The sequence below is a fragment of the Amphibacillus indicireducens genome (genome assembly GCF_039539605.1).
GTDB classification, from domain to species: Bacteria; Bacillota; Bacilli; order Bacillales; family Amphibacillaceae; genus Amphibacillus; species Amphibacillus indicireducens.
In genome coordinates this window covers 1-25,100 of record NZ_BAABDL010000073.1, presented here as the reverse complement: position 1 = coordinate 25,100, position 25,100 = coordinate 1, and the positions used below count along the sequence as shown (strand labels likewise).

Genomic DNA, 25,100 nt, shown 5'->3' with positions numbered 1-25,100 from the left:
AAACTAAGGAGGTGACAAACATGTTGCGTAAAGTAACTCAGGTTATTTTAACACTCATGATTGTTACTGGTTTGTCAGTCGCACAACTAGACTTTACACCTTCTGTCGAGGCTGCCAGCGATCCCGAGCACGGGGAAATTTTTAGTGATCCCGAGCATGGTGAGATTTTTAGAGATCCGGAACACGGTGAGATCTTTGGAGATCCCGAACATGGCGAAATCTATAGAGATCCAGGCCGTGTCGGAATTCTAAGCGATCCCGAGCACGGAGAAATTTTCTAAGCCAGAGGATCCACCTAAAGACCGAACTCAAATAATGCGTTCGGTCTTTAACTTTTAGTGAGAAGGTTTGGTTGACCTGGAATGTTGGTAATCTTTAGAGATCGGTCGGTAATTCAGCTGATCTGCCACGAATAGGCTCTAATCGTCAGAGATCGTGATCATGATCAAGGGGATTTCTAACGAATAGGAGCTAATCGTCAGAGATCGTGGTTCTAATCGAGTGGATTTCTTACGAATAGGAGCTAATCGTCAGAGATCGTGGTTCTAATCGAGTGGATTTCTCATGAATAGGCTCTAATCGTCAGAGATCGTCATCCTGATCAAGGGGATTTCTAACGAATAGGAGCTAATCGTCAGAGATCGTCACCATGATCAAGGGGATTTCTAACGAATAGGAGCTAATCATCAGAGATCGTCATCCTGATCAAGGGGATTTCTAACGAATAGGATCTAATCGTGCCCTGTCTCGTCGAAAAACTCATCACAGGGGTAACGAATACCCCCTAATCGTGCCCTGTCTCATCAAACAACTCGTCACAGGGTAACGAATAGCACCTAATCGTGCCCTGTCTTGCCGAAAACTCGTCACAGGGGTAACGAATACCCCCTAATCGTGCCCTGTCTTGCCGAAAACTCGTCACAGGGGTAACGAATAACTCCCAATCAGATCCAAATCCCACCCCAACCACTCCGTTTGCGTAACGAATCCCTTCCACAAGCCTACATAACCACACAACGCGCAATAAAATCCCCTCCATCACGCATATTCAACCGTTTTAATTAATAAAATGGTACAAACAATGAAGAAGGTCTGAGGATTTTTCACAATCACAACTGAATCAGTCAGTATCCATTCGTGCTATCCAAACTCCCACACCTTGACCAGACAACAAGAGGAGGCAAATGATGTGCATGATTATATTAAGGAGAGAACACTCAGAACAGGGCAATACATTATTGACACCCGAAAAACAGTCAGAACGATCGCGAAGGAATTTGGCGTCTCGAAAAGCACTGTTCACAAAGATTTAACAAATCGATTGCCCGAGCTCAACCCCACTCTTGCCAAAGAAGTTAAACAAATTCTCGAATACCACAAATCGATCCGCCACTTAAGAGGTGGTGAAGCGACCAAGCGCAAATACCAACAACAGTCGATTCGTGGCTAAGCAACACCATTGATCCTCTCTACATTTCTCTCGCAAAAAAACAAATCAACTAAATTTTCAAAAACAATAAATGAATTTTGAAATTTGACATAATCTAATCAAAATAGTTTATCTTTACTTACCTATATATGCTATTATATACTATTAGATGCATAAGAAATTATCGGAAGATACTTACATAGGGAGGATCGTACACATGTTTGCAAGAGATATTGGAATTGACCTAGGTACAGCGAATGTTTTGATTCATGTAAAAGGAAAAGGTGTCGTCTTAAATGAACCCTCAGTTGTCGCGATGGACAGGACGACTGGCCGCGTATTAGAAGTTGGGGAAGAAGCCCGCCGAATGGTCGGAAGAACACCAGGAAATATTGAAGCGATTCGCCCACTTAAAGATGGTGTTATCGCTGATTTTGACGTGACTGAAGCAATGCTAAAATATTTTATAAATAAAATTAAAGTAAAAGGCATGTTCTCGAAACCACGCATGCTTATTTGCTGCCCGACTAACATTACTAAAGTTGAACAAAAAGCGATTAAAGAAGCCGCAGAAAAATCAGGCGGTAAAAAAATCTATCTAGAAGAAGAACCGAAAGTTGCCGCAATCGGTGCAGGAATGGACATTTTCCAACCAAGCGGAAATATGGTCGTTGACATTGGCGGAGGAACAACAGATGTTGCCGTCCTATCAATGGGCGACATTGTTACCGCCCAATCGATCAAAATGGCCGGTGACAAATTTGATACTGAAATCCTAAACTACGTTAAACGCCAGTACAAATTACTAATCGGTGAGCGCACATCCGAAGATATTAAAGTCCACGTCGCAACTGTGTTTCCAAACGGACGCAACGAAGAAATTGATATCCGTGGTCGCGATATGGTCACAGGCCTACCAAGAACAATCACCATCGGATCAGCCGAAATCGAAAAAGCACTACGCGAATCAGTCGGTATTATCGTCCAAGCAACTAAAAATGTCTTGGAAAAAACACCACCAGAATTATCAGCAGACATCATCGATCGAGGCGTGATTCTAACAGGTGGAGGCGCACTGATCCACGGCATCGACCAACTGCTCGCAGAAGAGCTCAAAGTCCCAGTCTTCTTAGCCGAAGAACCAATGCACTGTGTCGCAAAAGGGACAGGCCTGATGTTAGAAAATATCGACAAAATCGAAAGAAAATCAATTATCTAATTTTCTCAGCCAAAAATTCCACAATTTTTGATAAAAAATCATTGAAATTGCCCTATATTGTAGAATTTATGCTAATATAGGGGTGATGCTTATTTGTCATGGAAGGGGAGAGGTGACTTGTTAAGAGGATATTATGCAGCGGCAAGCGGGATGAAGGCGCAACAGCGTCGTCAGGAGACATTGTCGAATAACTTAGCAAACGCACAAACACCTGGTTTTAAACAGGATCAAGCAGCGATTCGAGCATTTCCCGAACTGCTGATTAACCGAATAGGGAAAGAAAATATTCCGACGACTCGACCGTTTTCGGTGCCGACTCAACAAGCAATTGGTTCGTTGAATACAGGCGTCTATGTCCAAGAAACAATTGCCGACCACCAACAAGGTGGCCTTCAGGAAACCGGTATGACAACGGATATGGCGTTGATCAATGTTGAGTTACCAGATGAAACAGGCGGATTATTTTTCGCCGTTCAAAATGGAGACGGGGATGTTCGCTACACTCGAAATGGGAATTTCACCATCGATGGTGAGGGATACTTGACAACGAATCAAGGTTACTATGTCCTAAACCAAGCGGGAGACCCGATTTTCACAGATGGACAAGTGTTCAGTGTTACAAGTGAAGGTGAACTCGAAATCGGTGGCACAATGATTCCACTAAATATTGCCTATACGGAAAATGTGAATGATTTGATTAAAGATGATCATGATTTGTTCACATTTACAGAAGGAGCAGGCGAAGCGGTTGACGCGCGTGGTATGGCCGGAGTATCTTTTGCCGTCCAACAGCGCTATTTAGAAAACTCAAACGTTGACCTTGTTCAAACAATGACGGACATGATGCAAGCCTACCGATTGTTTGAAGCGAACCAAAAAGTCGTTCAAGCTTACGATCAATCGATGGATATTGCTGTTAATCAAATCGGACGACTAACATAAGGGGCGAGATCAGATGAGCCGAATGAATATTCAAGCTGCCGTTACGATGGGACAGCTACAAAATAAATTAGATTTAATTAGTCATAACGTCGCAAACCTAAATACGAGTGGTTACAAATCACAGTCAGCTAATTTTTCATCACTAATCTATCAAAATATTGATAACCTTAGAGATCAGGCTGCCAACGCACCAGGTAGACAAACACCACACGGGATTCGCTTAGGTTCAGGCGCACGCATTGGCCATACGAATATCAATCTATCAGCCGGTGCGTTAAATGTAACGAACCGCGGTTTAGATATCGCATTACTACGCGACAACCATTTATTGCAGATCGAAGTGACCGAAAATGGTAACACCGAAACACGCTACACACGTGACGGAACACTCTACTTGCAACCAATCGACGGTGGACAATTGATGCTAACAACTAGCGATGGCCACCCAGTGATTGGACAAACCGGTGGAGCAATCATTTTCGATGAAAATATTGAAGACATTCGAATTAACGAAATCGGACAAATTGTTACACGTCGTGGCGGAACAGAATTTGTTGAAGACGGACTAGCACTTGTTGAAGCGGTCCGACCACAATTTTTAGAACCAGCAGGAAAAAACCTCTTCCGTTTACCAGATCTAACAGAAGCGGCTTACGTCGCAGAAGATATTGTTACGGCGGTCGATCAATTTGATAACGAGATCCAGAGCGGTACACTCGAACAATCAAACGTCGATCTCGCGACACAAATGGCAGAATTATTACAAACACAACGTGCTTACCAATATAACGCACGCACAATTACAATGCACGATCAAATGCGCGGGTTGATTAATCAACTACGCTAAGGAGCTCTACCTATGCAAAGTACCAATGTAACTGAACAAGAAAAACAAACTCAAGCGAAACAACAAAAACGGATCAATCGACACGTCGAGAAAAAACAAAAGCGAAAACGAGAAAAAACTCCAATTCGCCGTATTTTCCCGATCTGGCTTCGCCTGGTTGTGATTTTCTTGCTAGCCGTTTTTGCACTCATTCTAGGTATGATCGTCGGATACACAATCCTCGGTGACGGAACCGACGCCTTGGAAGTACTCACTTTTGACTTCTGGAAAAAAGTCCTCGACATCATTAAAGGAGTCGAATAACGGAACATCACGTTGGAGAATTTTTCATTTAAAAAAACAAAAGCAGTTTAATCGTGATCCGGTTAACCTGCTTTTTTACCGAATGGATAAGACAGAATTTTCACCAAATAAATACCAGGTACTAAAGGAGCGAGATAACGATGTTAAACAGTGAAGAAATTAAAGCGATCATTCCACACCGCTATCCATTTTTATTAGTCGATCAAATTCTTGAAATTGAAGAAAATCGGGTTGTTGGAAAGAAAAACGTCACGATCAATGAACCGTTTTTCCAAGGCCACTTCCCAGACTACCCAGTCATGCCAGGCGTCTTAATCCTAGAAGCACTCGCACAAACTGGAGCCGTCGCAATCTTAAGTAAAGAAGAAAACAAAGGAAAAATCGGCTTTCTCGCCGGCATCGACAAAGCACGGTTCAGACGACAAGTTCGACCAGGCGATGTATTGACCCTCGAAGTTGAAATCATCCGCCTAAAAGGCCCAATCGGAAAAGGCCGCGCCAAAGCAACCGTTGACGGCGAAGTTGCCTGCGAAGCAGAAATCATGTTCGCGATTCAATAACCAAGCTAAGCTCTCTCACAGAATTTGACGTGGGGGAGTTTTTTATTTTACGATTCTAATTGAAGTTGTGCGTAAATCGGTCAACTTGTGCATAAAACAGCTGACTTGTGCAGAAATCACGGAACTTGTGCATAAAACCGCCGACTTGTGCACAAATCACGGAACTCGTGCATAAAAACTCCGACTTGTGCACAAATCACGGAACTTGTGCATAAAAGTGCCGACTTGTGCACAAATCACGGAACTTGTGCATAAATCGTCTGACTTGTGCACAAATCATGGAACTTGTGCATAAAACAGCTGACTTGTGCACAAATCATCAAACTCGTGCACAACTGGAACTTGAGAGCAATACCTCCAACTTGAGAGCAAATCACTGAACTTGAGAGCAAATCACTGAACTTGAGAGCAAATCACTGAACTTGAGAGCAATTCGCTGAACTTGAGAGCAAATCACTGAATTTGAGAGCAAATCACTGAACTTGAGAGCAATTCGCTGAACTTGAGAGCAAATCACTGAATTTGAGAGCAAATCACTGAATTTGAGAGCAATTCGCTGAACTTGAGAGCAAATCACTGAATTTGAGAGCAAATCACTGAACTTGAGAGCAATTCGCTGAACTTGAGAGCATTTCACTGAACTTGAGAGCATTTCACTGAACTTGAGAGCATTTCACTGAACTTGAGAGCATTTCACTGAACTTGAGAGCAAATCACTGAATTTGAGAGCAACTCGCTGAACTTGAGAGCAACTCGCTGAACTTGAGAGCAAATCGCTGAACTTGAGAGCAATTCGCTGAACTTGAGAGCATTTCACTGAACTTGAGAGCATTTCACTGAACTTGAGAGCAAATCACTGAATTTGAGAGCAAATCGCTGAACTTGAGAGCAATTCGCTGAACTTGAGAGCATTTCACTGAACTTGAGAGCATTTCACTGAACTTGAGAGCATTTCACTGAACTTGAGAGCATTTCACTGAACTTGAGAGCATTTCACTGAACTTGAGAGCAAATCACTGAATTTGAGAGCAAATCACTGAATTTGAGAGCATTTCACCCAACTTCAGAACAAATCGCCAAACTCGTACACAAATCCTTCTTCAAAAAAACTAAAATCAGTTTGTTTAGAATCTTACTACAAGGACAAACTATGGATGTAAATTATAAGAAAAGAGGTGAACAAGATGCTAGCCAAACTGCTGATTTCACTAATGACGATAGGCCTACTAGCTGGTTGTATGCAAGATGAGGAACAACCGCAAGACAATGAGCAACCGATCGATGAAGAGATTCAAGACGACATAGATAATATGGAAGAAGAGACAGACGAAATGTTTGATGAAGGTGACATGAACCAGGATGAAATGGATCAAGAAACCGATGACACCGGACACACAGGCGATACTAACGATAATGACGCACCTGAGGAATCTGAAGGTGGTAAAAATCGAATCACGCCAGAGGACGAAGAAGAATAAAACAAAGTCTAAAAGTTAATAAAATGCACAAAATCGGGTGATATATTAAATGATACACTTTCAAGTAATATATCACTCGAAAGTGTATGGAGCTTATATCCATACTACTTGTAAAAACTCTACATATTTTACTCCACTCACAATGTATTACTGATGATGTTAAGTGTTTAACCAATAGATAAAGAAGTTAAGACATACTTATCATCCGTTAAATCCTCCTAATTTTCATATAGATATTACACAATTTCCCGAATTATTTATGGTATACTGTCTATGTTGTTTTAATAGGATACTGCAAAGAATTTGTTCGTTAAAATTAAAGTAAAGTAACTTGAAACTTTTCTGTAATGAAAAGGTCTAATTAGAGAGAAATTATTATCTAACAACGCAAAAATTTAAAGACAAAATAGAGTAGGGGCGAAAATGAATATAACAAAATTAATTATTGCATTTTTTATAGCATTAATCTCAACATTTTTATTAGTTTATCCAGTCAAGAAGATTGCATTTAAATTTGGCTTTCTTGATCAACCGAACAAAAGAAAAATTCATCGGCATGTAACACCACGAATAGGTGGTTTGGCAATTTTTGTTGGAGTTGCTATCAGCCTGTTGTATTTACGTTTGAATGAGCCAGTTATGCCAGCAATTATAACTGGTGGGATTATTATCGTTATTGTTGGTCTAATTGATGATAAATATCAAATAAGACCACTTGTTAAATTATTAGGTCAACTAACTACGGCGATAGTAGTAATGTCAGGTGGGGTTATGATTGAAAAAATCACTTTACCTTTTCTTGGCATGATTGAATTTAATCAATTTTTCGCAATATTTATTACCGTAATTTGGATTGTTGGAGTCACTAATGCGATTAATCTGATTGATGGCTTAGATGGTCTAGCATCAGGTGTAACAACAATTGGTCTAATTAGTATATTAGTAATGTCAATTATGGATGGTAATAACATCGTTATATATTTAGCTGTAGTTTTAATTGCTAGTAACATGGGATTCCTTTACCATAATTTCTATCCAGCAACAATATATATGGGAGATACCGGTGCTATGTTTCTAGGGTACTCAATAGCAGTTATTTCAACCCTTGGTTTATTTAAAAATGTAACTTTATTTAGTTTCATTTTACCAATCATTATTTTGGCAATCCCAATATTTGATACATTATTTTCAATAGTACGTCGAATGCTTGATGGAGAGAACATTTTATTACCTGATAAAAAGCATATTCATCATCGACTACTAGAAGCAGGCTTTAGTCACAGAGCAACCGTGTTAATTATTTATGCATTTTCGGCACTATTTGGCTTAATTGCGATTCTATTTACTAAGTCTTCATTAATTGTTACAGTTGTACTTTCTGTAGCTTTGTTGTTAATACTACAGGCTTTTGCAGAAATGGTTGGGGTAATTGGAAATGGAAAAACCCCATTACTGCGAGTTGTTAAACATACTTATAAAAGAAGAAAAGCCAACTACAAGAGCAATCACTAAAAAATGGCAAATAAATTCACAAAGGATAAATTGGAATATGATTAGATCTCATTGTAGTACTTGATCAAATTTCGTGAAAGGCTGGAAATAATGAAAAAAATTAAAATCCTTTTTTTTATTTACCAAATGGGAGCTGGTGGAGCCGCTCGAACTCTACTAAATATTATTAATAATTTAGATCGTAAAAAATATCAGCCAGTTCTTGTGACGCTAGATTATAACGGTTCTTATGAATCAGAAATAAAAGATGATGTAATTTTTAAAAAAGTAAACACGCAAAGGTTAAGCCGTTCGATTTTTAAATTGGCAAAAATAATTCGAACAGAAAAGATTGATATTGTTTTTAGTACAATTCCAAGAGTCAATACAATCGCGATTTTAGCAACACGTTTATCATTTACTAAAGCAAAAAGTGTTGTCAGAGAAGCATCGAATTTAGATGGCGATTTTATTGAAAGACTAAAATTAAGAGCTTTTGGCCGTATTTATAAATTATCCGATCAAGTCATTTCACTATCCGAAGGTGTTAAAGTCAATCTCATTGAGCGATATAAATTAAATCCCAAAGACATCAAGGTCATTTATAATCCAATTGATATAAACGAAATTCAAAAAAGGATAACCACAGAACAGCTAAAATCAGAATATCAAGCACTTTTCGAATCTAACCGGAAAACGATTATAAATGTGGGACGCCTTGTTCCACAAAAAGATCAAACAACATTAATTAAAGCTTTTGCAAAAATCAATGAACAAATTAAAAGTCGGTTAATTATTTTAGGCGAAGGTCCGCTATTAGAAGACTTAACCACCCTAACACAAGATCTAAATGTAAGTGAACATGTTCACTTTGTTGGCTTTCAACACAATCCATACTTGTTCTTTGAAGCAGCTGACTTATTTGTTTTAACATCAACATTCGAAGGTTTTGGTCACGTATTGGCAGAAGCCCTTGCGACTGGCACTCCTGTTGTGTCAACAAATTGTAGATCTGGCCCAGCTGAAATTCTAGAGAACGGAAAGTATGGACGCCTAGTAGAAGTTGGGAACGTTGACGAGATCGCTGAAAATATTTTAGCCATCTTGAATTTAGCAAATCAACCGCTTAATGATATAATAGACAAGGGTTATCAGCGGGTTCAGTTTTTTAACGCTGATAGGATCGTTAAGCAGTATCAATCAACTTTTGAAAATCTGTTACAATAGAATACTAGGAGGATGTCTAATTTGGCAAAACAAAAAAAAGTCGTTCATTTAACGACTGTTCATCATCCTTTCGACACACGAATATATCATAAAGAATGTCTTTCTTTAGATAAAGCTGGTTACAATGTCAGTCTAATCGTTTCTTTAGAAAATAAAAGCACAGGAGACGAAGTCGTTACGGAGGATGGCATTCGATTAATCGCAACAAAGAAACGCAAAAATCGCATAGTGAGAATGCTCCTTTCAACATGGCAGACTTATCGCTTAGCAAAAAAAGAACAAGCAGATTACTATCACTTTCACGATCCTGAACTGTTATGGGTCGGCTGGTTATTAAAGAAAAAAAACAATATAGTTATTTATGATGTTCACGAAGATTATTACACGGGTATATTACAAAAAGATTATTTGAAACAGCCGATTAGAAAAGCGATCGCAAAACTATACAATAAAATTGAAGGATTTTTCATTAAAGAAATGGAATTAACCTTGGCTGAAAAGTACTATCAAGAGCGTTACCCACAAGGCGAACAAATTTTAAATTATCCAATTTTAAATGAAGATTTGATTAGCGCAGATCGTAATCAGCAGAAGCTATCAAATGCACTCATTTATACTGGTAATGTAACTGAAGTGAGGGGCTCAGATTTACACGCGACTTTACCTAGACTCCCATCTAAACCTGAAGTCTACTTCTACGGAAAATGTGATGCTCAGATTGCTGAAAGAATGAATGCACTCGCTGGTAATAGCAATGATCGACTCCACTTCACCGGCATTGACCGCTTTGTTGAACGTGTAGACATTGATAAAGCTTATATTGAAAAAAATTGGCTTGCGGGATTAGCAATCTTTCCACCGACAGAGCATTATAAACGAAAAGAATTAACGAAGTTCTTTGAATATATGACAGCTGGTATTCCGATTATATGCTCTAACTTTCCTGTTTGGCAAAAGTTCATTGACCGGTACCAATGCGGAATTACGGTTAATCCAACTGATTCAGACACCTGGGAAGAGGCGATTCACGAATTGAAGACTAACCCAGAAAAACGCAAGCAAATGGTTGATAACGGTAGACGAGCGATTCTAAATGAATTAAATTGGCAAGTCGAAGAAGAAAAACTTATAACATGGTATAAAGAGATCGCCCAATAAGGGGATGTAGACCATGATAAAAATGATTGGAAATTAGGCGGGATAAAATGGAAGATAAAAACTCCAATCCTTTGGTGTCGATTATTACACCAGCTTACAATGCTGAAAAGTTTATTAGTGATACGATCGAATCAGTTCTCATTCAAGGCTATCAAAACTGGGAAATGATTATTATTGATGATCATTCTACAGATCGGACAGTAGAGGTAATCAAACAATATATTGAAAATGAACCAAGAATTAAACTGATCGAACGTCGTGAAAATGGTGGTACGGCTAAAACTAGAAATGCCGGTCTACGTAAAGCAAAAGGTCGATATATTGCATTTTTAGATAGTGATGACAGATGGCTACCCGATAAACTAACTAAACAAGTTACCTATATGGAAAAAAACAATTTAGCTTTTACTTTTACAGCTTATAATCGAGTTCAAATTGATAGCGATGGGCATATAGAAATAAAGGAAGTCTCAGTACCAACGACACAAAACTATAAGCAATTATTAAAAGAAAATAAAATAGGTTGTTTAACTGTGATGATTAATCAAGAAATAACTGGAACTCTACAAATGGTTGATATGAGATCGAGACAAGACTATGCTTTATGGCTTGAGTTAACGCGTAAAGGTTTCCAACCAATCGGTATCCAAGAAGTACTCGCAAACTATCGTGTCCGAGGTAATTCTTTATCAAGTAACAAAATAAAAATGGCAAAACAAAACTGGCGCGTTTTTCGCGATGTAGAAAAGCTAAGTTTACCTGTTGCAAGTTGGTACTTTGTCCAATATGCTTTTTTAAAATTAAGGGCTTATATAAAGTACATGAAATAGGTATCTTCAATCTATAATTTGGAGTGTGAAATATGATCAATTATATAAAAGAAATGTATAAACGTAAGGATTTAATAGTCTATCTCATTATGTCTGGTCAAAAGGCAGACAACAGAGATAGTTATTTAGGTTATTTCTGGTGGCTACTTGACCCATTACTTAATGTCTTGATATTTTACTTTTTAAGAGTTGTTATAATGGAACGGTCTGAACCTGATTTACCAGTATTTTTGGCAATTGGACTCGTCGTTTGGAAATGGATGAATGCAACGATTAATAAATCATCTCGATCCATCACGAATTATTCATCAATTATAAACCAAGTATACTTACCAAAAGCTATTTTTCCTTTATCAACAACACTTAGCGAAATGTTTAACTTCAGTTTTGGGCTTTTTGTAATTGCTATTTTCATGATATTGTTTGGTGTTGTACCAGGTTGGCAAATTATTTTTCTACCAATAATCATTTTAATCCAACTTATATTCCTATTAGCACTTAGTCTTGGAATTGGTTACTTCTCTGTCTTTATTCGAGATATAAATAATTTAACAAAACATGCAACCCGAATTCTGTTTTATGCTTCACCTGTTATTTGGGGAAGAGGACTATTACCTGAAAAATATGCTTATCTTGTAGAAATAAACCCAATCGGTATTATTCTGAATGCATATCGTGATGTTTTAATGTATGCTAAAACTCCAAATTTAAATGCTCTTGGAATTGTTGCTTTAGGTTCGATGGTAGTGTTATTTTATTTATTAAACCATTACAGGAAGAATGAACATAAAATAATTAAATCATTATAAGATGATTAATTAATAAAAGAGGTTAGAAAATGAGTTTATCCAAAGAAGTCATTATTGAAGCGAAAAATCTAGGTGTTGTATATAAATCTAAGCATAATATTGATGATTATAAATCGTTAATGATTGATTATCTTGGTCGAAAAGAAAGTGACAACAAAGCTAAATCAAAACCCATTTGGCCACTTAAAGATGTTAACTTCAAAGCTTATAAAGGGGAAATATTAGGTATAGTAGGCTCAAATGGCTCAGGAAAAACGACTTTATGTAAAGTCCTTACTGGCATTCTATCTCCTGATGAAGGAAATGTCACTGTAAAAGGAAAAGTCTCAGCATTATTTTCATATGGAATCGGTAGAAATCGAACACTTAGTGGACGCGAGAATGTTTACTTAAACGGGCTTATGATCGGGATCTCAAAAGAGGATATTGATAAAGCTATAGATGATATACATGAATTTTCCGGTTTAGGAGATTTCTTTGATCAACCGATGAAAAAGTATTCAAGTGGGATGCGTGCACGATTAGGGTTTAGTGTAGCTGCTCACTTGGATCCGGAGATATTAATATTAGATGAAGCATTAAATACTGGGGATCAAGCCTTTAGTAAAAAGGCAGCTGAAAAAATGAAAGAACTTGTAGGCCGAGCGAAAATGGTTATTATCGTTACACATAGTCATCGTTTTGCACGTAGACACTGTGATCGTGTAATTTGGCTTGAAAAAGGAAAGATTCAAGAAGTAGGCGATCCAGATACTGTGATTAGTCTTTATGAAAAAACTGTGCCGAGAGCAAAACGTAGAGTAACTAAGAGGCTTCAGTTAAAAAACATTGATACTGAAATGAGAGACAATGTTGCTATTGATTTGAAAAATGTCGGTATAAACTTTAAATTAAGAAAAGATCATCATTGGGCTTTAAAAAACCTCTCTTTTACAATTAATGAAGGAGAAGTGATAGGTTTAATCGGTCGAAATGGAGCTGGTAAAACCACATTATGCAAGGTTATAACCCAAATATTAAAGCCAGATGAAGGAGAAATAACAGTTAATGGTCAGACAACTGCATTATTAAACTATGGGACAGGATTTAATAGACAATTATCAGGGACTGATAATGTTTATTTAAATGGAATGTTACTCGGTATCCCTAAAGATGTTGTTGAGCGTAATCTAAAAAATATTGCTGAATTTGCAGGATTAGAGAAAGCGATGGACCGTTCAATTAAACGATATTCTAGTGGAATGCGAGCGCGGTTAGGATTTAGTATAGCTGCAGCTCTAGAACCAGATATATTTATTATTGACGAAGCCCTATCAACAGGTGATATGTCTTTTCAGCAAAAGGCAAGTGAGAAGATTCAAGACATGATGGAAGAAGCTAAGGCTGTTATTATCGTTTCTCATAGTATGAATTTTGTTGAAAAAGTATGTACACGGGTCATATGGTTAGATAATGGTGAAATTGTTATGGATGGAAAAGCAGAAGAAGTTGTTGCAAGCTATCGCGAAAAAGCAAGTGAAGATAGAGCAAGAAAAAGACGGGTGAACTAAATTGTTAAAAGCTATAAGAAATAAATTATCAGACTTAGGACAGATTATTTATGACAGGCTTGTTCCAAAATACGTAAAGCAATTTTTAAAAAATAGTCTTTCTGATCAAGCGAAGGACAAATTAAGAAAGCTACTTGGTGCAGGTCAAAAACAAGCAAGAATGCGGAAAGTAAATCATGCGAAATATCGACTGAAAAACTTAGGCTTTCAGAAGTCGGGGTACCAAGAAATGCTTAACTTATTTAATCAGACTGAAGATCCTTTGTTAACTGAAATAGCTGGCTTTGAGCTGGCTATTTGGCATGCTGATCAATATACAGTAGATGATGCAAATAAAAGTTTGGTTTTTTTAGATCGATTACGCAAAGAGAAAATAACTGTAGAACAGAAACGGAAGCGAGCAATTTTAGCAGCGGAAAACTTACATTTACTCGGGAAGCTAAATCAGGCAAAAGATGTTTTAAAGCAAGCAATTAAGATAGGAGAGCACCCAGATTTATATTTAGCCTTCGCAAATACAGTTGAAAATGTTAATGAGCGAATAGAGTGGATCAATAAAGCTTTAAAACTTTATAATATTGAACCTGTTCACTTAAATAAAGGCATCGATTTATCATATTATGATCAATTAGAAACAAATCAACTGGAAAGTGATCAGCAAAGTAATCGAGCAAAGATTACAGTGATTATTCCTGTCTATAATGCAGGTGACCAAGTTCGAACGGCTATTGAATCCATACTCGATCAGACATGGACAAACATCGAAGTAATTGTTGTGGATGATTGCAGTTCAGATCATACTGCATCCATTATTCAATCTTATTTAGACTCAGAACCAAGAGTAAAATTTTATCAAACACCGAAGAATAGTGGACCATATGTTGCGAGAAATATTGCACTCCAACACGCTACAGGTGATTTTATCACAATTAATGATGCAGATGATTGGTCACATCCAGAAAAATTAGCAAGACAAGCAAGACATTTACTAGCAAATAATAAAGTAATGGGGAATACATCAGAGCAAGCAAGGGCAACAGAAGAGTTATCTTTTTATCGACGAGGAAAACCGGGTCAATATATATTCAGTAATATGTCTTCATTTATGTTTCGACGAAAAGAAGTGTTAGATAAATTGGGGCATTGGGATAGTGTGCGTTTTGCGGCTGACTCAGAATTTATTATGAGAATTAAACATATTTTTGGTCCTAAAGCAGTTGTAGAGCTTCCGATTGGTCCATTGTCCTTTCAGCGACAATCAGCAGACTCATTAACAGGAAATTCAGTCTTTGGATTTCCAGGTTATTTTATGGGTGTTCGAAAGGAATATCGAGATGCTCAATTAAATTATCATCAAACAGCATCTAATCTTTATTATGATTACCCACAGTCTAATAGACCATTTGAAGCACCTAATCCTATGTTGCCAGAACGTGACGTCTCTAAAGGAGAATTTAGAGCGTTTGATGTCATTTATAGTGCTGATTTTCGAGAAGCTAATCAAAATATTAGTGATATCATCAAAAAATTAACAGAATTAACTAACAAAAAACAAAAAGTAGGTATTGTCCAAGTTTATAGATACGGTGAAACTCCTGATTTACCTATATCAGCAGAGGTACGTCATTTAATTAATGAGCGCAAAATTAGTGTTGTCTGTTACGGCGAAAGAGCAAGAACTGAATTATCGATTATTGGTACACCAGATGCTTTTGACCATGAACAATTATATTTACCAGAGATATATACTAAAAGCCTTAACAATGAGTTGAGTCATAAATTAACAAGTAGACAACAAAAAAATATTGAACAATTTTTTATACAAGAATAAAAAATTAAGGGTTGAGATCAATGACAAATGAAGAATTAAGTGATCAAATCCAATCATTAAAGCTAAAGAGAAAGAACTTGTTAGATGAGTATGGTGAGCTTCAATATCGCTTTAAGCTAATAGAAAAAAATAAATTACTGACTTGGATAGAAAAAGGTTTTAAATTTATGAGGTGAACGAATGATGGACTTGAACAAGATAGCTAAAGAAGAGCAAATGGCACATACTTATCAAGAAGAACTGACTTTAGATAAGCTAACTCGTGAAACAATACGCTTAGAAAAAGATATTAAACATATCAAGGAAAGCCGCCGCTTTAAATTAAGCAAAATTTTACGTCCTTTTTCTTATGTCAAAATATATTTTTCAATACTCTTCAGAGGTCGAGCCATCCATCAAGAAAATATTATGCTGAAACAAGAACTCTTGAAGAAACAATATCTACTTAATCAGCAAAAAAGCCAATTAAATTTTATAAATCGCGCGATAGAAGGATTGAAAAAGTTAGATATCAATTCTGAAGGAAAAATTGTTAAACTTTTAAATCAAGAAGGTTGGACTTTTGATTTTATCGATAAACTTGTAGACGAAGAACAAAAGAGACAAGAACAAATTAAACGTATAATTGATCAATTAACAAGGTCGCATAGGCACTTAAAAAGTGAGGAATTAAAAAATTATTTATATGAAAAAACGGCCTTACTTTACAAGCGTGCACAATTTCCAGAATACTTGATTCGTCAATATGAGCAACGCAACATATCAGGCTCTCACCTTGATTCATTTAGTGATCAATTAGTGAAACGTTTTAGACTAAAGCAATTAACCAATCAATTGCCTGAAACAATTTTAGATGATAAAAAGACTGCTTATCGCTTTGTCGAACAATTAACTATACCTTATCCTAAACAACATGATCATGTATATACAATTAAAACAATTCCTAAAAAGAACGCGATAGTAATAAAACCGGCTTTTGGAGATGGTGGGCGTGGTGTTTATTTAATTAAAGATGAAACCAATATATTTGATATTAAAAGAGAGCGACAATTATTCGCTTGGTCAGAATTAATTGAAGCAATGACTGATGATTTAAAAAGTGGTAAGGTCTCTAAAGACTTATGGTATTGTGAAGAGCTTCTCCGACTCAATGAAGAGCAACCTGCTAGAGACTTGAAATTTTATTGTTTCTATGGCGAGGTAGGGCTTATCTTGGAAGTGGATCGAACAACTAAAGCACGGTATTGTTGGTGGGATAAGAGAGGAGAACGGATACAGACTGGTAAGTATGAAAAACAACAATTTGAGGGTTTGGGAGTAGTTGCAAAAGAAATTGATCAAGCACTGAAATTATCTTTACAAATCCCCGCACCATTTATGCGAATTGATTTTTTACGAACAGATAAGGGTCTATACTTTGGTGAATTTACCCCTAAACCAGGAAACTTCGATCAATTCGATTTAAAAACGGATCAAAAACTCGGTCAGTTATACTTAGAAGCAGAAGCACGATTAAATACAGATTTAATAAACGGAAAAAAATTTACACTTTTTGATAATATAATTGAGGACATTAGGAGAAATGCATAATGGAAAAACCTAATACATCGTGGTTACCGAATTTAAATAGCGAAATAATGTACGAAGCAAGAGGGTTTGAATTAGATGCGTATATTATAGCCTTAGAAGGCTGGCGTAGAGGCTTAACACTACGTTGGCATGTTAAAGATGATGAGCACTTTAAAAACATGAAAACATGGTATGTTGATCGACCAGGAAAGTTATTTTCATTAAGTTCAGAGACAAAAACCCATTATTTCTTTCGGACACGAGGAGATGTCGTAACCAATGAAGCCGTAGAAATAGGGATGGATAAAGCACGAACAAAAGAAACCCTTAAGAAAAATGGTATTAATGTAACTGAAGGAAAATCTTTTAATGTTGATGTTACAATTGAAGAAATACTTTCATATGCAAATCAGATCAGCTATCCAGTTGTGATAAAACCAGTAGAGGGAAGCTTTGGTCGTGATGTTCATTTAAACATAAAAGACGATCAAGAACTTACAATTGCTTTTAATAAGCTTAGAGAGAATCCTAAGATAGTCAGTATTTTAATAGAACGTCAATATAGTGGAACTGATCATCGACTTTATGTGATAGATGATCAAGTAGTCGCCGCAATTGAACGTATCCCTGCAAACGTTGTTGGTGATGGTCAATCGACGATTCTAGAATTAATTGAAGCTAAAAACGATTTAAGAAAGCATAATCCGAGATTGATTTCTTGTTTAATCAAGATTGATAAAGAACTTAAAACATTCATTAAAGACCAAGGATTTAAACTATCATCTATATTAGATAAAGGTGAGAAGTTGTACTTAACAGATAAAAGTAATATCTCGATTGGTGGAGATTCGAGAGATGTATTAGATGACTTATCAGAGAAGGTTAAAGATATTTCTATTAAAACAATTGCAGCAATTTCAGGGCTAAATCATGCTGCAATAGACTTAATAATTTCTGAAAGTGGAGAAGCTACTGTTATAGAAATAAATACAACCGCTCAAATTGGCTCACTAGTATTTCCGATGTATGGGACACCTCGTGATGTTCCATCGGCTATAATTGATTATTACTTCCCTGAAACTAAGAATGATCCGTACAAGAGTCCATTATTCTTTGATTTCTATGATTTATTAGAGCCATTGAATAATCGAGTTGTTACACAGACAAAGGTGTCTATTCCACTCAAAGGAAAAATATATGGTAAACGATTTATTGTTTCGGGTGACGTCTTAAATGTGGGTTATCATCGAGGACTTCGAAAGCGAGCCTTTGAAGGGAAGGTAAGTGGCTATGTCAAACGTCGAGAAGATGATCGAATTGATGTAGTTGTTATGGGCAATGATCCGGATATAATTAACAATTTTGATCAGGCAATATTGTCTGATCCAGAAAGATCTTCAGTTGAAGAGATCATCACTGAAGAATGGTCTGAACCTGTAAAGGTAGGTTTTGAAATCAAAGCTGAGCGTAAATTGCAACTATTACAGTTGCAGCAACTACAAGTTGAGAATAAACAGCTAGATAGTGATATCCAAGAATTAAGTGAAAAAATCAATAAATATCATAGGAGTTTTTCTTGGCGTTTAACGGCACCAATCCGTTTTATTGGATTGATAGTGAAAGTATTAAAAAAATTAGTGCGTGGAAAATAGTTGGAGGATGTTAAAAATGGTCGTAAATAATCCAGTAATATCGCTACCTCATCTTACAAACGAGATAGTAAGAGGTGCTAGAAAAACAAAATTATGTGCCTACGCTGTAGCAGTTGAAGGGTGGCGTCGTGGCTTAACATTAAAGTGGTATACAATTGATTCAGGCAAATATGATAATATGATTACTTTTGGTGTAAACCCTCCTGGGCGTTTATTTTCGTTAAGTTCAGAAACAAAAACACATTATTTCTTTAGAACAAGAGGAGATAAAGTAGCTAATGATGCTGTTGAAATAGGATCCGACAAGAGTTTGACAAAAACAATTTTAAAAGAAAAAGGTGTCCCAGTTCCCGAGGGAAGAAAGTTTACAAAAGAGGATTCAGATGAAGCGATTCTTGAGTATGCAGAAACAATCAAATTTCCGCTTGTTTTTAAACCAACTGATGCTAGTTTAGGTAATGGTGTTGTAACAAATATCAAGTCGATTTCAGAGCTGAAAAAAGCTATTGATTTTGTCAGACACAAGTCACAATATGAAAATGTAATACTGGAGCGATATGTGCCAGGAGAAGAATATCGTGTCTATGTAATTGAAGATAAAGTAATTGCTGCATATAACCGACTGCCAGCCAATGTTATTGCTGACGGAAAGCATACTATTAAAGAATTAATAGACCTAAAAAATGGTGCACGCATGAAAAATGCTAGACTATACAGTTGTTTAATTGATTTAGATGATGAAACGATGGAGTATATTCAAACTGCTGGGTATACGTTAGATAGTGTACCAAAAAAAGGTGAGAAAATTTTACTTAAAGAAAAATCAAACGTTTCTGCTGGTGGGGACCCGATCGACGTGACAGATGAGATCCCACAAGAGATGAAGCAAATTGCAATTAATGCAGTAAAGGCTGTACCTGGCTTATATCATGCAGGGGTCGACATTATTGTTGATATAAATAGTCCAATCGAAAAAGGTGCTGTTGTCATTGAGTTAAATCCAACCGCACAAATTGGTGGCATTTTATTTCCGATGGAAGGACAAGCTCGGGATATTCCATCAGGAATCGTTGACTACTATTTTCCGGATACAATAGGAACAGAAACAGAACGAGAAAAAATTTATTTTGACTTAAATGCTGTACTTGAGCCTTTACAAAATCGTTCTGCTCAAGAAGTGACCGTTTTACCGGCATTGGTAGGAAAAATTTATACGAGACGTATGATTGTTAAAACAAATAGAAAAGGTGCAAGATTTCAGAGATATATAAAAGAGTCAGCACTTGATTTGGATATCAGTGGTCAGATTACAATTCTAGATTCGAACCAGATTGAAGTGATTGTCGCTAGTTCAAGTATGGCAAAAATCGAGGAACTTAAGAGTCTGATTAAAGCGAACAATGGAATTGCAAAAGTGAAACGCGTTGTAATTGAAAACTGGAATAGTCCTGTGAAAAGTGGCTTTTCAATGGACGAGAGCATTGATGTTGATCGACTAAAAAATATTGGTTCACTTCTAAAAAGAGCTGAGAAAGATAAAGCAAGATTAACAAAACAAAAACAACAACTACAAAAGCGAGACCGTTATATCAAGGAAAGTACCTCATGGCGGCTAACAGAGTCATTCCGTACGGTTCGATCCAAAAGAAATTAAGATAAAAAAATGAGTGTAAGTTGAAGCATTGAAATGATAAATTAAATGAGCAAAATAAAGCGTTAGTGAGTCAGGAAGTAGCAACTCACTAACGCTAATTATCTGTATATAAAAGAGTAAGCGAATATTTCGATATAAAGCATATATTAAATCCCCATCTGTAAGCAGGTGGGGATTATTTGACACTTACTTTAAATCATGCATGTTTTATTTGAGTGTCTCTATGATCGTTTTTTTCTCAGTTAATTTTAAGTTTATAATTTGTGGATCTTGTTGTATATGATAATCACTTACGTCAATGGATTTGATTTCTGCTGTTCTAGTCGTAAACTTATTAAGATATTTATTGTATTTTTCTAAATTGCTTTTTGCACCGACTAAGCGCATGGTAATTTTTTTATTTTCAATCAATTCGATTGTTCCCATTAATCTTATTCTAGCCGCTCTTTTGTATATCCCATTAAGATAGAAACCTTTTAAATTAGCACCTCTAATATCTATTTTTTGTTCATATAAAGTATCTTCAGGGAGAGGCGGGATTAGGATTTCATCGGCCAAACCAGCTAAAAACATATCTTTAATGGGTTTAAATTCAAAATATAGAGAGTCAGTTTTTCTTTTTGTATTTGGGAAATAATAATCAACAATGGCTTTTGGTACATCTCTAGCCGCACCTTCCATAGGGAAAATATGCATCATAATTTCACCTCTTGTGTTAAGTTCATTTATAACTCCTTCATTAGTTTCTTCATTAATAATCATGTCGACTGATCCATATGGGAGTCCATCTATTGCGTTTAAGGCTTTCACTGCATACTCTTTGAATTTTGGATCAATTTCATCTGTACAATCTACATTTAATCTTAGGTTGAGATGCTTGCCATGTCTTCTAACAAAGATTCTTTCTTTATTTTTGGGAATAGAAGTAAGGCTCAAACCTTGTTCTTCAAGACAAGAAATTAAATCATCATCAATGACAATTGTTCTAGCACGAGTTGTTATATTGGCTTTTATTTTTCTATTCATTATTTTACAAAGTTCTCTGATGTTGCTTTTTCCATCACCAATAATATAGGAAGGATATGACTTTGTAACACCAATCACCCGATCTTCTATTACAAAAAATCTATAATCGAAGCCAGTAAAATACTTTTCAATAATGACTTTATCTTTTTTAAGTTCATTTTTAATGAATAAAATACTTTCCTTTAATGTATTAACATCTTTAATGTGCGTTACTACTCCTTGACCACCGCCACCATCAACAGGCTTTACAACTAAGGGGAATCCGATAGAGATTCCATAAGCAATCATTTCATCAATGGATATTTCCGTAAAAGAAAATGTATCGCCTTCGGGAATGGGAACATTTGCTTTTCTGAGTTGTTCGTAACACTTTGATTTATAGATAACTACCTCTATCGCTTCTTTTGTCGTTTTTGAACCTCTTGCCGTAGCAAAGTGATATTCATTTTTACCATCTGATATTGAATATCGATAAGCCTGTGAGGGGTATTTAGACCCTCTACTAGAATTAAAAAATTTAACCCGTAGTCCCCGTCTCCAAGCCTCTAGAGCAACTGTGTAAATTGAGACTTGGTAAGTAACGACATCATCAGGCAGTGCGTCTTTTAAGTGTGTTAATATATTTTGTTTCATGAGATTCATCTCCACCTATATTTACTTTCAGACCTTAATACTTATTTAATAAACATGTGTAATTTAGTAATTACCCATTATCACGGTAAGATACACTCATATTAAACAAAACTATGATTGGTAAAAAATACAAACAAATCATTTAAAATATTATCGCCCAATTTAGGATTGAAGTGTAAGTTAAATAATTTGATTGTAAAACTAGCACCAATAATTGAATGCATAATTAACGATAAAGATATATTATTAGGTTGATTATCATACCCAATATGTTATGATGGTAATAGTGATCAAATTTCTACTTTTCCATAAGTTATCAGAGCTAAACTGACACAAAAAAATGACAAACCTCGCTCATTTTTTTGTCTTTGGGAAATTATCGAGGATAAAAAATAAAGGTGGTGAAACTCAAGTGAGACATATGAAAAAAACATGGATTGGATTGTTACTGCTTACTCTATTTTGTTTGAGTCCGTTAACCAGCCAAGCTGAGTTAGTACTCGAAGATTCGGAGAGTAATACTTTTATAGATGGGGAAGCTGTTGATCAATCACAAGTTAGTAGTCTTGTAGAATTAGGTGAACATGCCGACGAAGAAATTGTTAATAAAGAATCCAATAGTGATAAAACAGATATAGCAGAGTCAGAAACAAAACAAAATAAAGAAAAACCACAAGCGCGCGATGAATCCGAAACAGTTGGCGATGAACAGATTGAAGGGGTTTACATAGAAGATATGAGTGAACCTGAGATCAATCAAAACGACATGGAACCAGATGAAGATGCTTCTGAGACTAAAGAAGTTGTTGAAGTTGAAGAAGAAGCTATACAACCAAGAGCTTTTTCCCTAAACAATACTCCGTCTGTTTTTCAAAAAGGTGATCGTCATCCGACCATTTCCGATTTAAAAGTAAAATTAAATCGTGTCGGCTTTTCAGGGATTACTGTAACTGATTTATTTGGTGATTACATGGAACGCAAGGTAAAGGAATTTCAAGCATATTATGGCCTTTCTCAAAATGGAAGATTGGATCGTCCGACAATTCAGAAGCTTGAGGAAGTATACAACAGCCCATTCCAGCTTGGTCAACGACACAATGATATTAAAGACATCAAGCGAAAGTTGAATCAGTTAGGCTTTAGTGGCATTACTGTTACAACGTTCTATGGTGAGTATATGGAAGACAGAGTAAAAGATTTTCAAAGGGCTTATGGACTTAAAGCTAACGGTATTGTTGACGAAGTGACTTTAAATAGACTAAATGCTGAGGCTTCTAAAACTGACTTCCGAGTAGGTGATCGACATCCTAACATTTCGGAAATTAAGGTAAAATTAAACCGGATTGGTTTCTCTGGTATCCTTGTTACGGATTACTACGGTGACTACACAGCAGATCGTGTAAGAGATTTTCAAAGATACTATGGCCTTTCTGTGACAGGTAGAACAGATAGAGCAACGATCCAGAAGCTTGATGAGGTCTACTATAGCCCATTTCAAATGAATCAACGTCACGACGATACACCAGAAATTAAGCGAATGTTAAATCAATTAGGCTTTGGTGGTATCACGGTCACAACCTTGTATGGTGCGTACATGGAGCGTAAAGTGCTCGAATTCCAGGAAAGCCAAGGTTTAGTTGAGAATGGTATTGTTGATGCGGTGACGTTGGATAGGCTAGAGGAATTAACTTCTGTAACAGTTTTTCAAAAAGGTAACCGACATCCAGCTATTTCAGAGTTTAAAGTTAAATTAAATAGAGTAGGCTTTTCTGGCATACTCGTGACGGATTATTTTGGCGATTATACCGAAGATAGAGTCAAGGATTTCCAAGCATACTACGGAATACCGGTAACCGGAAAGATGGATGCGCAAACATCTTTAAAACTTGATGAAGTATACAACAGCCCTTTCCAACTTAACAATCGACATGTTGAAATAAATGAGATTAAGCATAATCTTAATTTATTCGGTTATGGAAGAATTCTTGTGACTAGTCTTTACGGTTCTTATATGGAAGAACAAGTGAAGTTATTCCAAAGAGATCACGGCTTAATTGTTAATGGGATTGTTGATGAAGTCACATACAAAAAAATTAACGATATTGCAAATGAGAAAGTCGTTAAGATCTTCCTAGATCCAGGTCATGGAGGTCGTGATCCAGGTGGACAAGGCTACGGACTAGACGAAAAAGATGTTGTATTAGATATCGCTTTAAAACTAGCTGATATTTTACAGAACCAATATCTTTATGTGGATATAAACCTGTCAAGAGAAACAGATAGATTTATTGAGTTAGAAGATAGGTCTAAAATGGCAAATGCTTGGGGTGCCGATTTCTTTTTAAGTATTCATACGAATGCTCATAATGGTACAACAAGCGGATTTGAGACTTTTATCCACAGTGGAAATGTCAGTCAAGAAACAAGAGCTAGACAAATAACGATTCATAATTATATAATGAAAAATCTATCAGCTATTGATCGTGGTCAAAAAACAGCAAACTTTAGTGTTTTGCGTAATACGTCTATGCCTGCTTTATTGGTAGAGTATCTGTTTATTGATAACTATGCAGAAAATCAATTATTAAGAACGAGTAGCTATAGATCTCATCTTGCGCAAATAACTGCAGAGGCTATAGCACAATCATTTGGATTAGAGCGTAGATAAACGATATTAATTGAAAGCTTTGAAAGACATTACAGATTATGAAAATAATATTTTGTAATGTCTTTTTTATATGCGAATCATGTAGAAAAAATTATGTCTAATAATCTAGTAAATTGGTAGGATTCATAAAAATTTCATACTAAATTACCTTTAACCTAGATTATTCATAGCCCAATCATAAAACCTGAATAAACCGCATCAAATCAATTAAAAATAACCAATCA

The 25,100-nt window shown here is 36.2% G+C and carries 21 protein-coding genes; 20 read left to right on the top strand and 1 reads right to left on the bottom strand.

Going from position 1 to position 25,100, the window contains the following annotated elements; all coding sequences use genetic code 11:
• Positions 1 to 20 precede the first annotated feature (20 nt).
• The 19 genes from ABD814_RS07025 to ABD814_RS06935 all read left to right on the top strand — a co-directional run bounded on the left by ABD814_RS07025 (position 21) and on the right by ABD814_RS06935 (position 20,549).
• Positions 21 to 281, top strand: a complete 261-nt coding sequence (locus tag ABD814_RS07025) for a hypothetical protein (protein WP_344911675.1) — start codon at positions 21 to 23, stop codon at positions 279 to 281.
• A gap of 908 nt (positions 282 to 1,189) precedes the next feature.
• Positions 1,190 to 1,450, top strand: a complete 261-nt coding sequence (gene spoIIID, locus ABD814_RS07020; protein ID WP_344911674.1) for a sporulation transcriptional regulator SpoIIID — start codon at positions 1,190 to 1,192, stop codon at positions 1,448 to 1,450.
• A gap of 196 nt (positions 1,451 to 1,646) precedes the next feature.
• Positions 1,647 to 2,648 carry a rod shape-determining protein gene (gene mreB, locus ABD814_RS07015; protein ID WP_344911672.1) on the top strand — a complete coding sequence of 334 codons (1,002 nt, stop codon included), beginning with the start codon at positions 1,647 to 1,649 and terminating at the stop codon, positions 2,646 to 2,648.
• Positions 2,649 to 2,765: 117 nt separating this feature from the next.
• Positions 2,766 to 3,590, top strand: a complete 825-nt coding sequence (locus tag ABD814_RS07010) for a flagellar hook-basal body protein (protein WP_344911670.1) — start codon at positions 2,766 to 2,768, stop codon at positions 3,588 to 3,590.
• A 13-nt stretch (positions 3,591 to 3,603) separates the two neighbouring features.
• Positions 3,604 to 4,437 carry a flagellar hook-basal body protein gene (locus ABD814_RS07005; protein ID WP_344911669.1) on the top strand — a complete coding sequence of 278 codons (834 nt, stop codon included), beginning with the start codon at positions 3,604 to 3,606 and terminating at the stop codon, positions 4,435 to 4,437.
• A gap of 12 nt (positions 4,438 to 4,449) precedes the next feature.
• A complete protein-coding gene (locus tag ABD814_RS07000) occupies positions 4,450 to 4,740 on the top strand; it encodes a DNA-directed RNA polymerase subunit beta (protein WP_344911667.1) in 291 nt (96 codons plus the stop codon).
• Positions 4,741 to 4,880: 140 nt separating this feature from the next.
• Positions 4,881 to 5,300, top strand: a complete 420-nt coding sequence (gene fabZ, locus ABD814_RS06995; protein WP_344911665.1) for a 3-hydroxyacyl-ACP dehydratase FabZ — start codon at positions 4,881 to 4,883, stop codon at positions 5,298 to 5,300.
• Positions 5,301 to 6,484: 1,184 nt separating this feature from the next.
• Entirely contained in the window at positions 6,485 to 6,778 is a 294-nt protein-coding gene (locus ABD814_RS06990) for a hypothetical protein (RefSeq protein ID WP_344911663.1), read from the top strand.
• Positions 6,779 to 7,201: 423 nt separating this feature from the next.
• Positions 7,202 to 8,290, top strand: a complete 1,089-nt coding sequence (locus tag ABD814_RS06985; protein WP_344911662.1) for a glycosyltransferase family 4 protein — start codon at positions 7,202 to 7,204, stop codon at positions 8,288 to 8,290.
• Between the two features lie 90 nt (positions 8,291 to 8,380).
• The gene (locus tag ABD814_RS06980; protein ID WP_344911660.1) at positions 8,381 to 9,496 is read left to right on the top strand and encodes a glycosyltransferase; all 1,116 of its coding nucleotides are present in this window, start codon (positions 8,381 to 8,383) and stop codon (positions 9,494 to 9,496) included.
• Between the two features lie 21 nt (positions 9,497 to 9,517).
• A complete protein-coding gene (locus tag ABD814_RS06975; RefSeq protein WP_425549065.1) occupies positions 9,518 to 10,654 on the top strand; it encodes a glycosyltransferase in 1,137 nt (378 codons plus the stop codon).
• A 47-nt stretch (positions 10,655 to 10,701) separates the two neighbouring features.
• Entirely contained in the window at positions 10,702 to 11,484 is a 783-nt protein-coding gene (locus ABD814_RS06970) for a glycosyltransferase family 2 protein (protein ID WP_344911657.1), read from the top strand.
• A gap of 32 nt (positions 11,485 to 11,516) precedes the next feature.
• On the top strand, positions 11,517 to 12,293 hold the full coding sequence (locus ABD814_RS06965; RefSeq protein WP_344911656.1) for an ABC transporter permease: 777 nt from the start codon (positions 11,517 to 11,519) through the stop codon (positions 12,291 to 12,293).
• Positions 12,294 to 12,322: 29 nt separating this feature from the next.
• Positions 12,323 to 13,843: an ABC transporter ATP-binding protein gene (locus tag ABD814_RS06960; RefSeq protein ID WP_344911654.1), complete on the top strand. Its 1,521-nt coding sequence runs from the start codon at positions 12,323 to 12,325 to the stop codon at positions 13,841 to 13,843.
• A gap of 1 nt (position 13,844) precedes the next feature.
• Positions 13,845 to 15,674 (top strand): glycosyltransferase family 2 protein, encoded by a 1,830-nt coding sequence (locus tag ABD814_RS06955; RefSeq protein ID WP_344911653.1) that lies wholly within the window; start codon positions 13,845 to 13,847, stop codon positions 15,672 to 15,674.
• A 20-nt stretch (positions 15,675 to 15,694) separates the two neighbouring features.
• Positions 15,695 to 15,850, top strand: coding sequence for a hypothetical protein (locus tag ABD814_RS06950; RefSeq protein WP_344911651.1), 156 nt, complete (start codon positions 15,695 to 15,697; stop codon positions 15,848 to 15,850).
• Positions 15,851 to 15,854: 4 nt separating this feature from the next.
• A complete protein-coding gene (locus ABD814_RS06945; protein ID WP_344911649.1) occupies positions 15,855 to 17,264 on the top strand; it encodes an ATP-grasp fold amidoligase family protein in 1,410 nt (469 codons plus the stop codon).
• Entirely contained in the window at positions 17,264 to 18,895 is a 1,632-nt protein-coding gene (locus tag ABD814_RS06940; RefSeq protein ID WP_344911648.1) for an acylphosphatase, read from the top strand. The genes ABD814_RS06945 and ABD814_RS06940 overlap by 1 nt, the downstream gene beginning before the upstream one ends.
• Before the next feature lie 16 nt (positions 18,896 to 18,911).
• Complete coding sequence (locus ABD814_RS06935) at positions 18,912 to 20,549, top strand: ATP-grasp domain-containing protein (RefSeq protein WP_344911646.1); 1,638 nt, start codon at positions 18,912 to 18,914, stop codon at positions 20,547 to 20,549.
• A gap of 207 nt (positions 20,550 to 20,756) precedes the next feature.
• On the opposite strand, the gene ABD814_RS06930 is transcribed toward ABD814_RS06935, so the two are convergent.
• Positions 20,757 to 22,208 carry an ATP-binding protein gene (locus tag ABD814_RS06930; protein WP_344911645.1) on the bottom strand — a complete coding sequence of 484 codons (1,452 nt, stop codon included), beginning with the start codon at positions 22,206 to 22,208 and terminating at the stop codon, positions 20,757 to 20,759.
• Between the two features lie 421 nt (positions 22,209 to 22,629).
• On the opposite strand from ABD814_RS06930, the gene ABD814_RS06925 reads away from it, so the two are divergent.
• Positions 22,630 to 24,876 (top strand): peptidoglycan-binding protein, encoded by a 2,247-nt coding sequence (locus ABD814_RS06925; RefSeq protein ID WP_344911713.1) that lies wholly within the window; start codon positions 22,630 to 22,632, stop codon positions 24,874 to 24,876.
• Positions 24,877 to 25,100 lie beyond the last annotated feature (224 nt).

Coding starts and splice junctions, on each gene's coding strand:
- ABD814_RS07025 (WP_344911675.1), top strand. CDS start 21: ATGTTGCGTAAAGTAACTCAGGTTATTTTAACACTCATGATTGTTACT.
- mreB (WP_344911672.1), top strand. CDS start 1,647: ATGTTTGCAAGAGATATTGGAATTGACCTAGGTACAGCGAATGTTTTG.
- ABD814_RS07005 (WP_344911669.1), top strand. CDS start 3,604: ATGAGCCGAATGAATATTCAAGCTGCCGTTACGATGGGACAGCTACAA.
- ABD814_RS07000 (WP_344911667.1), top strand. CDS start 4,450: ATGCAAAGTACCAATGTAACTGAACAAGAAAAACAAACTCAAGCGAAA.
- fabZ (WP_344911665.1), top strand. CDS start 4,881: ATGTTAAACAGTGAAGAAATTAAAGCGATCATTCCACACCGCTATCCA.
- ABD814_RS06990 (WP_344911663.1), top strand. CDS start 6,485: ATGCTAGCCAAACTGCTGATTTCACTAATGACGATAGGCCTACTAGCT.
- ABD814_RS06985 (WP_344911662.1), top strand. CDS start 7,202: ATGAATATAACAAAATTAATTATTGCATTTTTTATAGCATTAATCTCA.
- ABD814_RS06980 (WP_344911660.1), top strand. CDS start 8,381: ATGAAAAAAATTAAAATCCTTTTTTTTATTTACCAAATGGGAGCTGGT.
- ABD814_RS06970 (WP_344911657.1), top strand. CDS start 10,702: ATGGAAGATAAAAACTCCAATCCTTTGGTGTCGATTATTACACCAGCT.
- ABD814_RS06965 (WP_344911656.1), top strand. CDS start 11,517: ATGATCAATTATATAAAAGAAATGTATAAACGTAAGGATTTAATAGTC.
- ABD814_RS06960 (WP_344911654.1), top strand. CDS start 12,323: ATGAGTTTATCCAAAGAAGTCATTATTGAAGCGAAAAATCTAGGTGTT.
- ABD814_RS06950 (WP_344911651.1), top strand. CDS start 15,695: ATGACAAATGAAGAATTAAGTGATCAAATCCAATCATTAAAGCTAAAG.
- ABD814_RS06945 (WP_344911649.1), top strand. CDS start 15,855: ATGATGGACTTGAACAAGATAGCTAAAGAAGAGCAAATGGCACATACT.
- ABD814_RS06940 (WP_344911648.1), top strand. CDS start 17,264: ATGGAAAAACCTAATACATCGTGGTTACCGAATTTAAATAGCGAAATA.
- ABD814_RS06935 (WP_344911646.1), top strand. CDS start 18,912: ATGGTCGTAAATAATCCAGTAATATCGCTACCTCATCTTACAAACGAG.
- ABD814_RS06930 (WP_344911645.1), bottom strand. CDS start 22,208: ATGAAACAAAATATATTAACACACTTAAAAGACGCACTGCCTGATGAT.
- ABD814_RS06925 (WP_344911713.1), top strand. CDS start 22,630: ATGAAAAAAACATGGATTGGATTGTTACTGCTTACTCTATTTTGTTTG.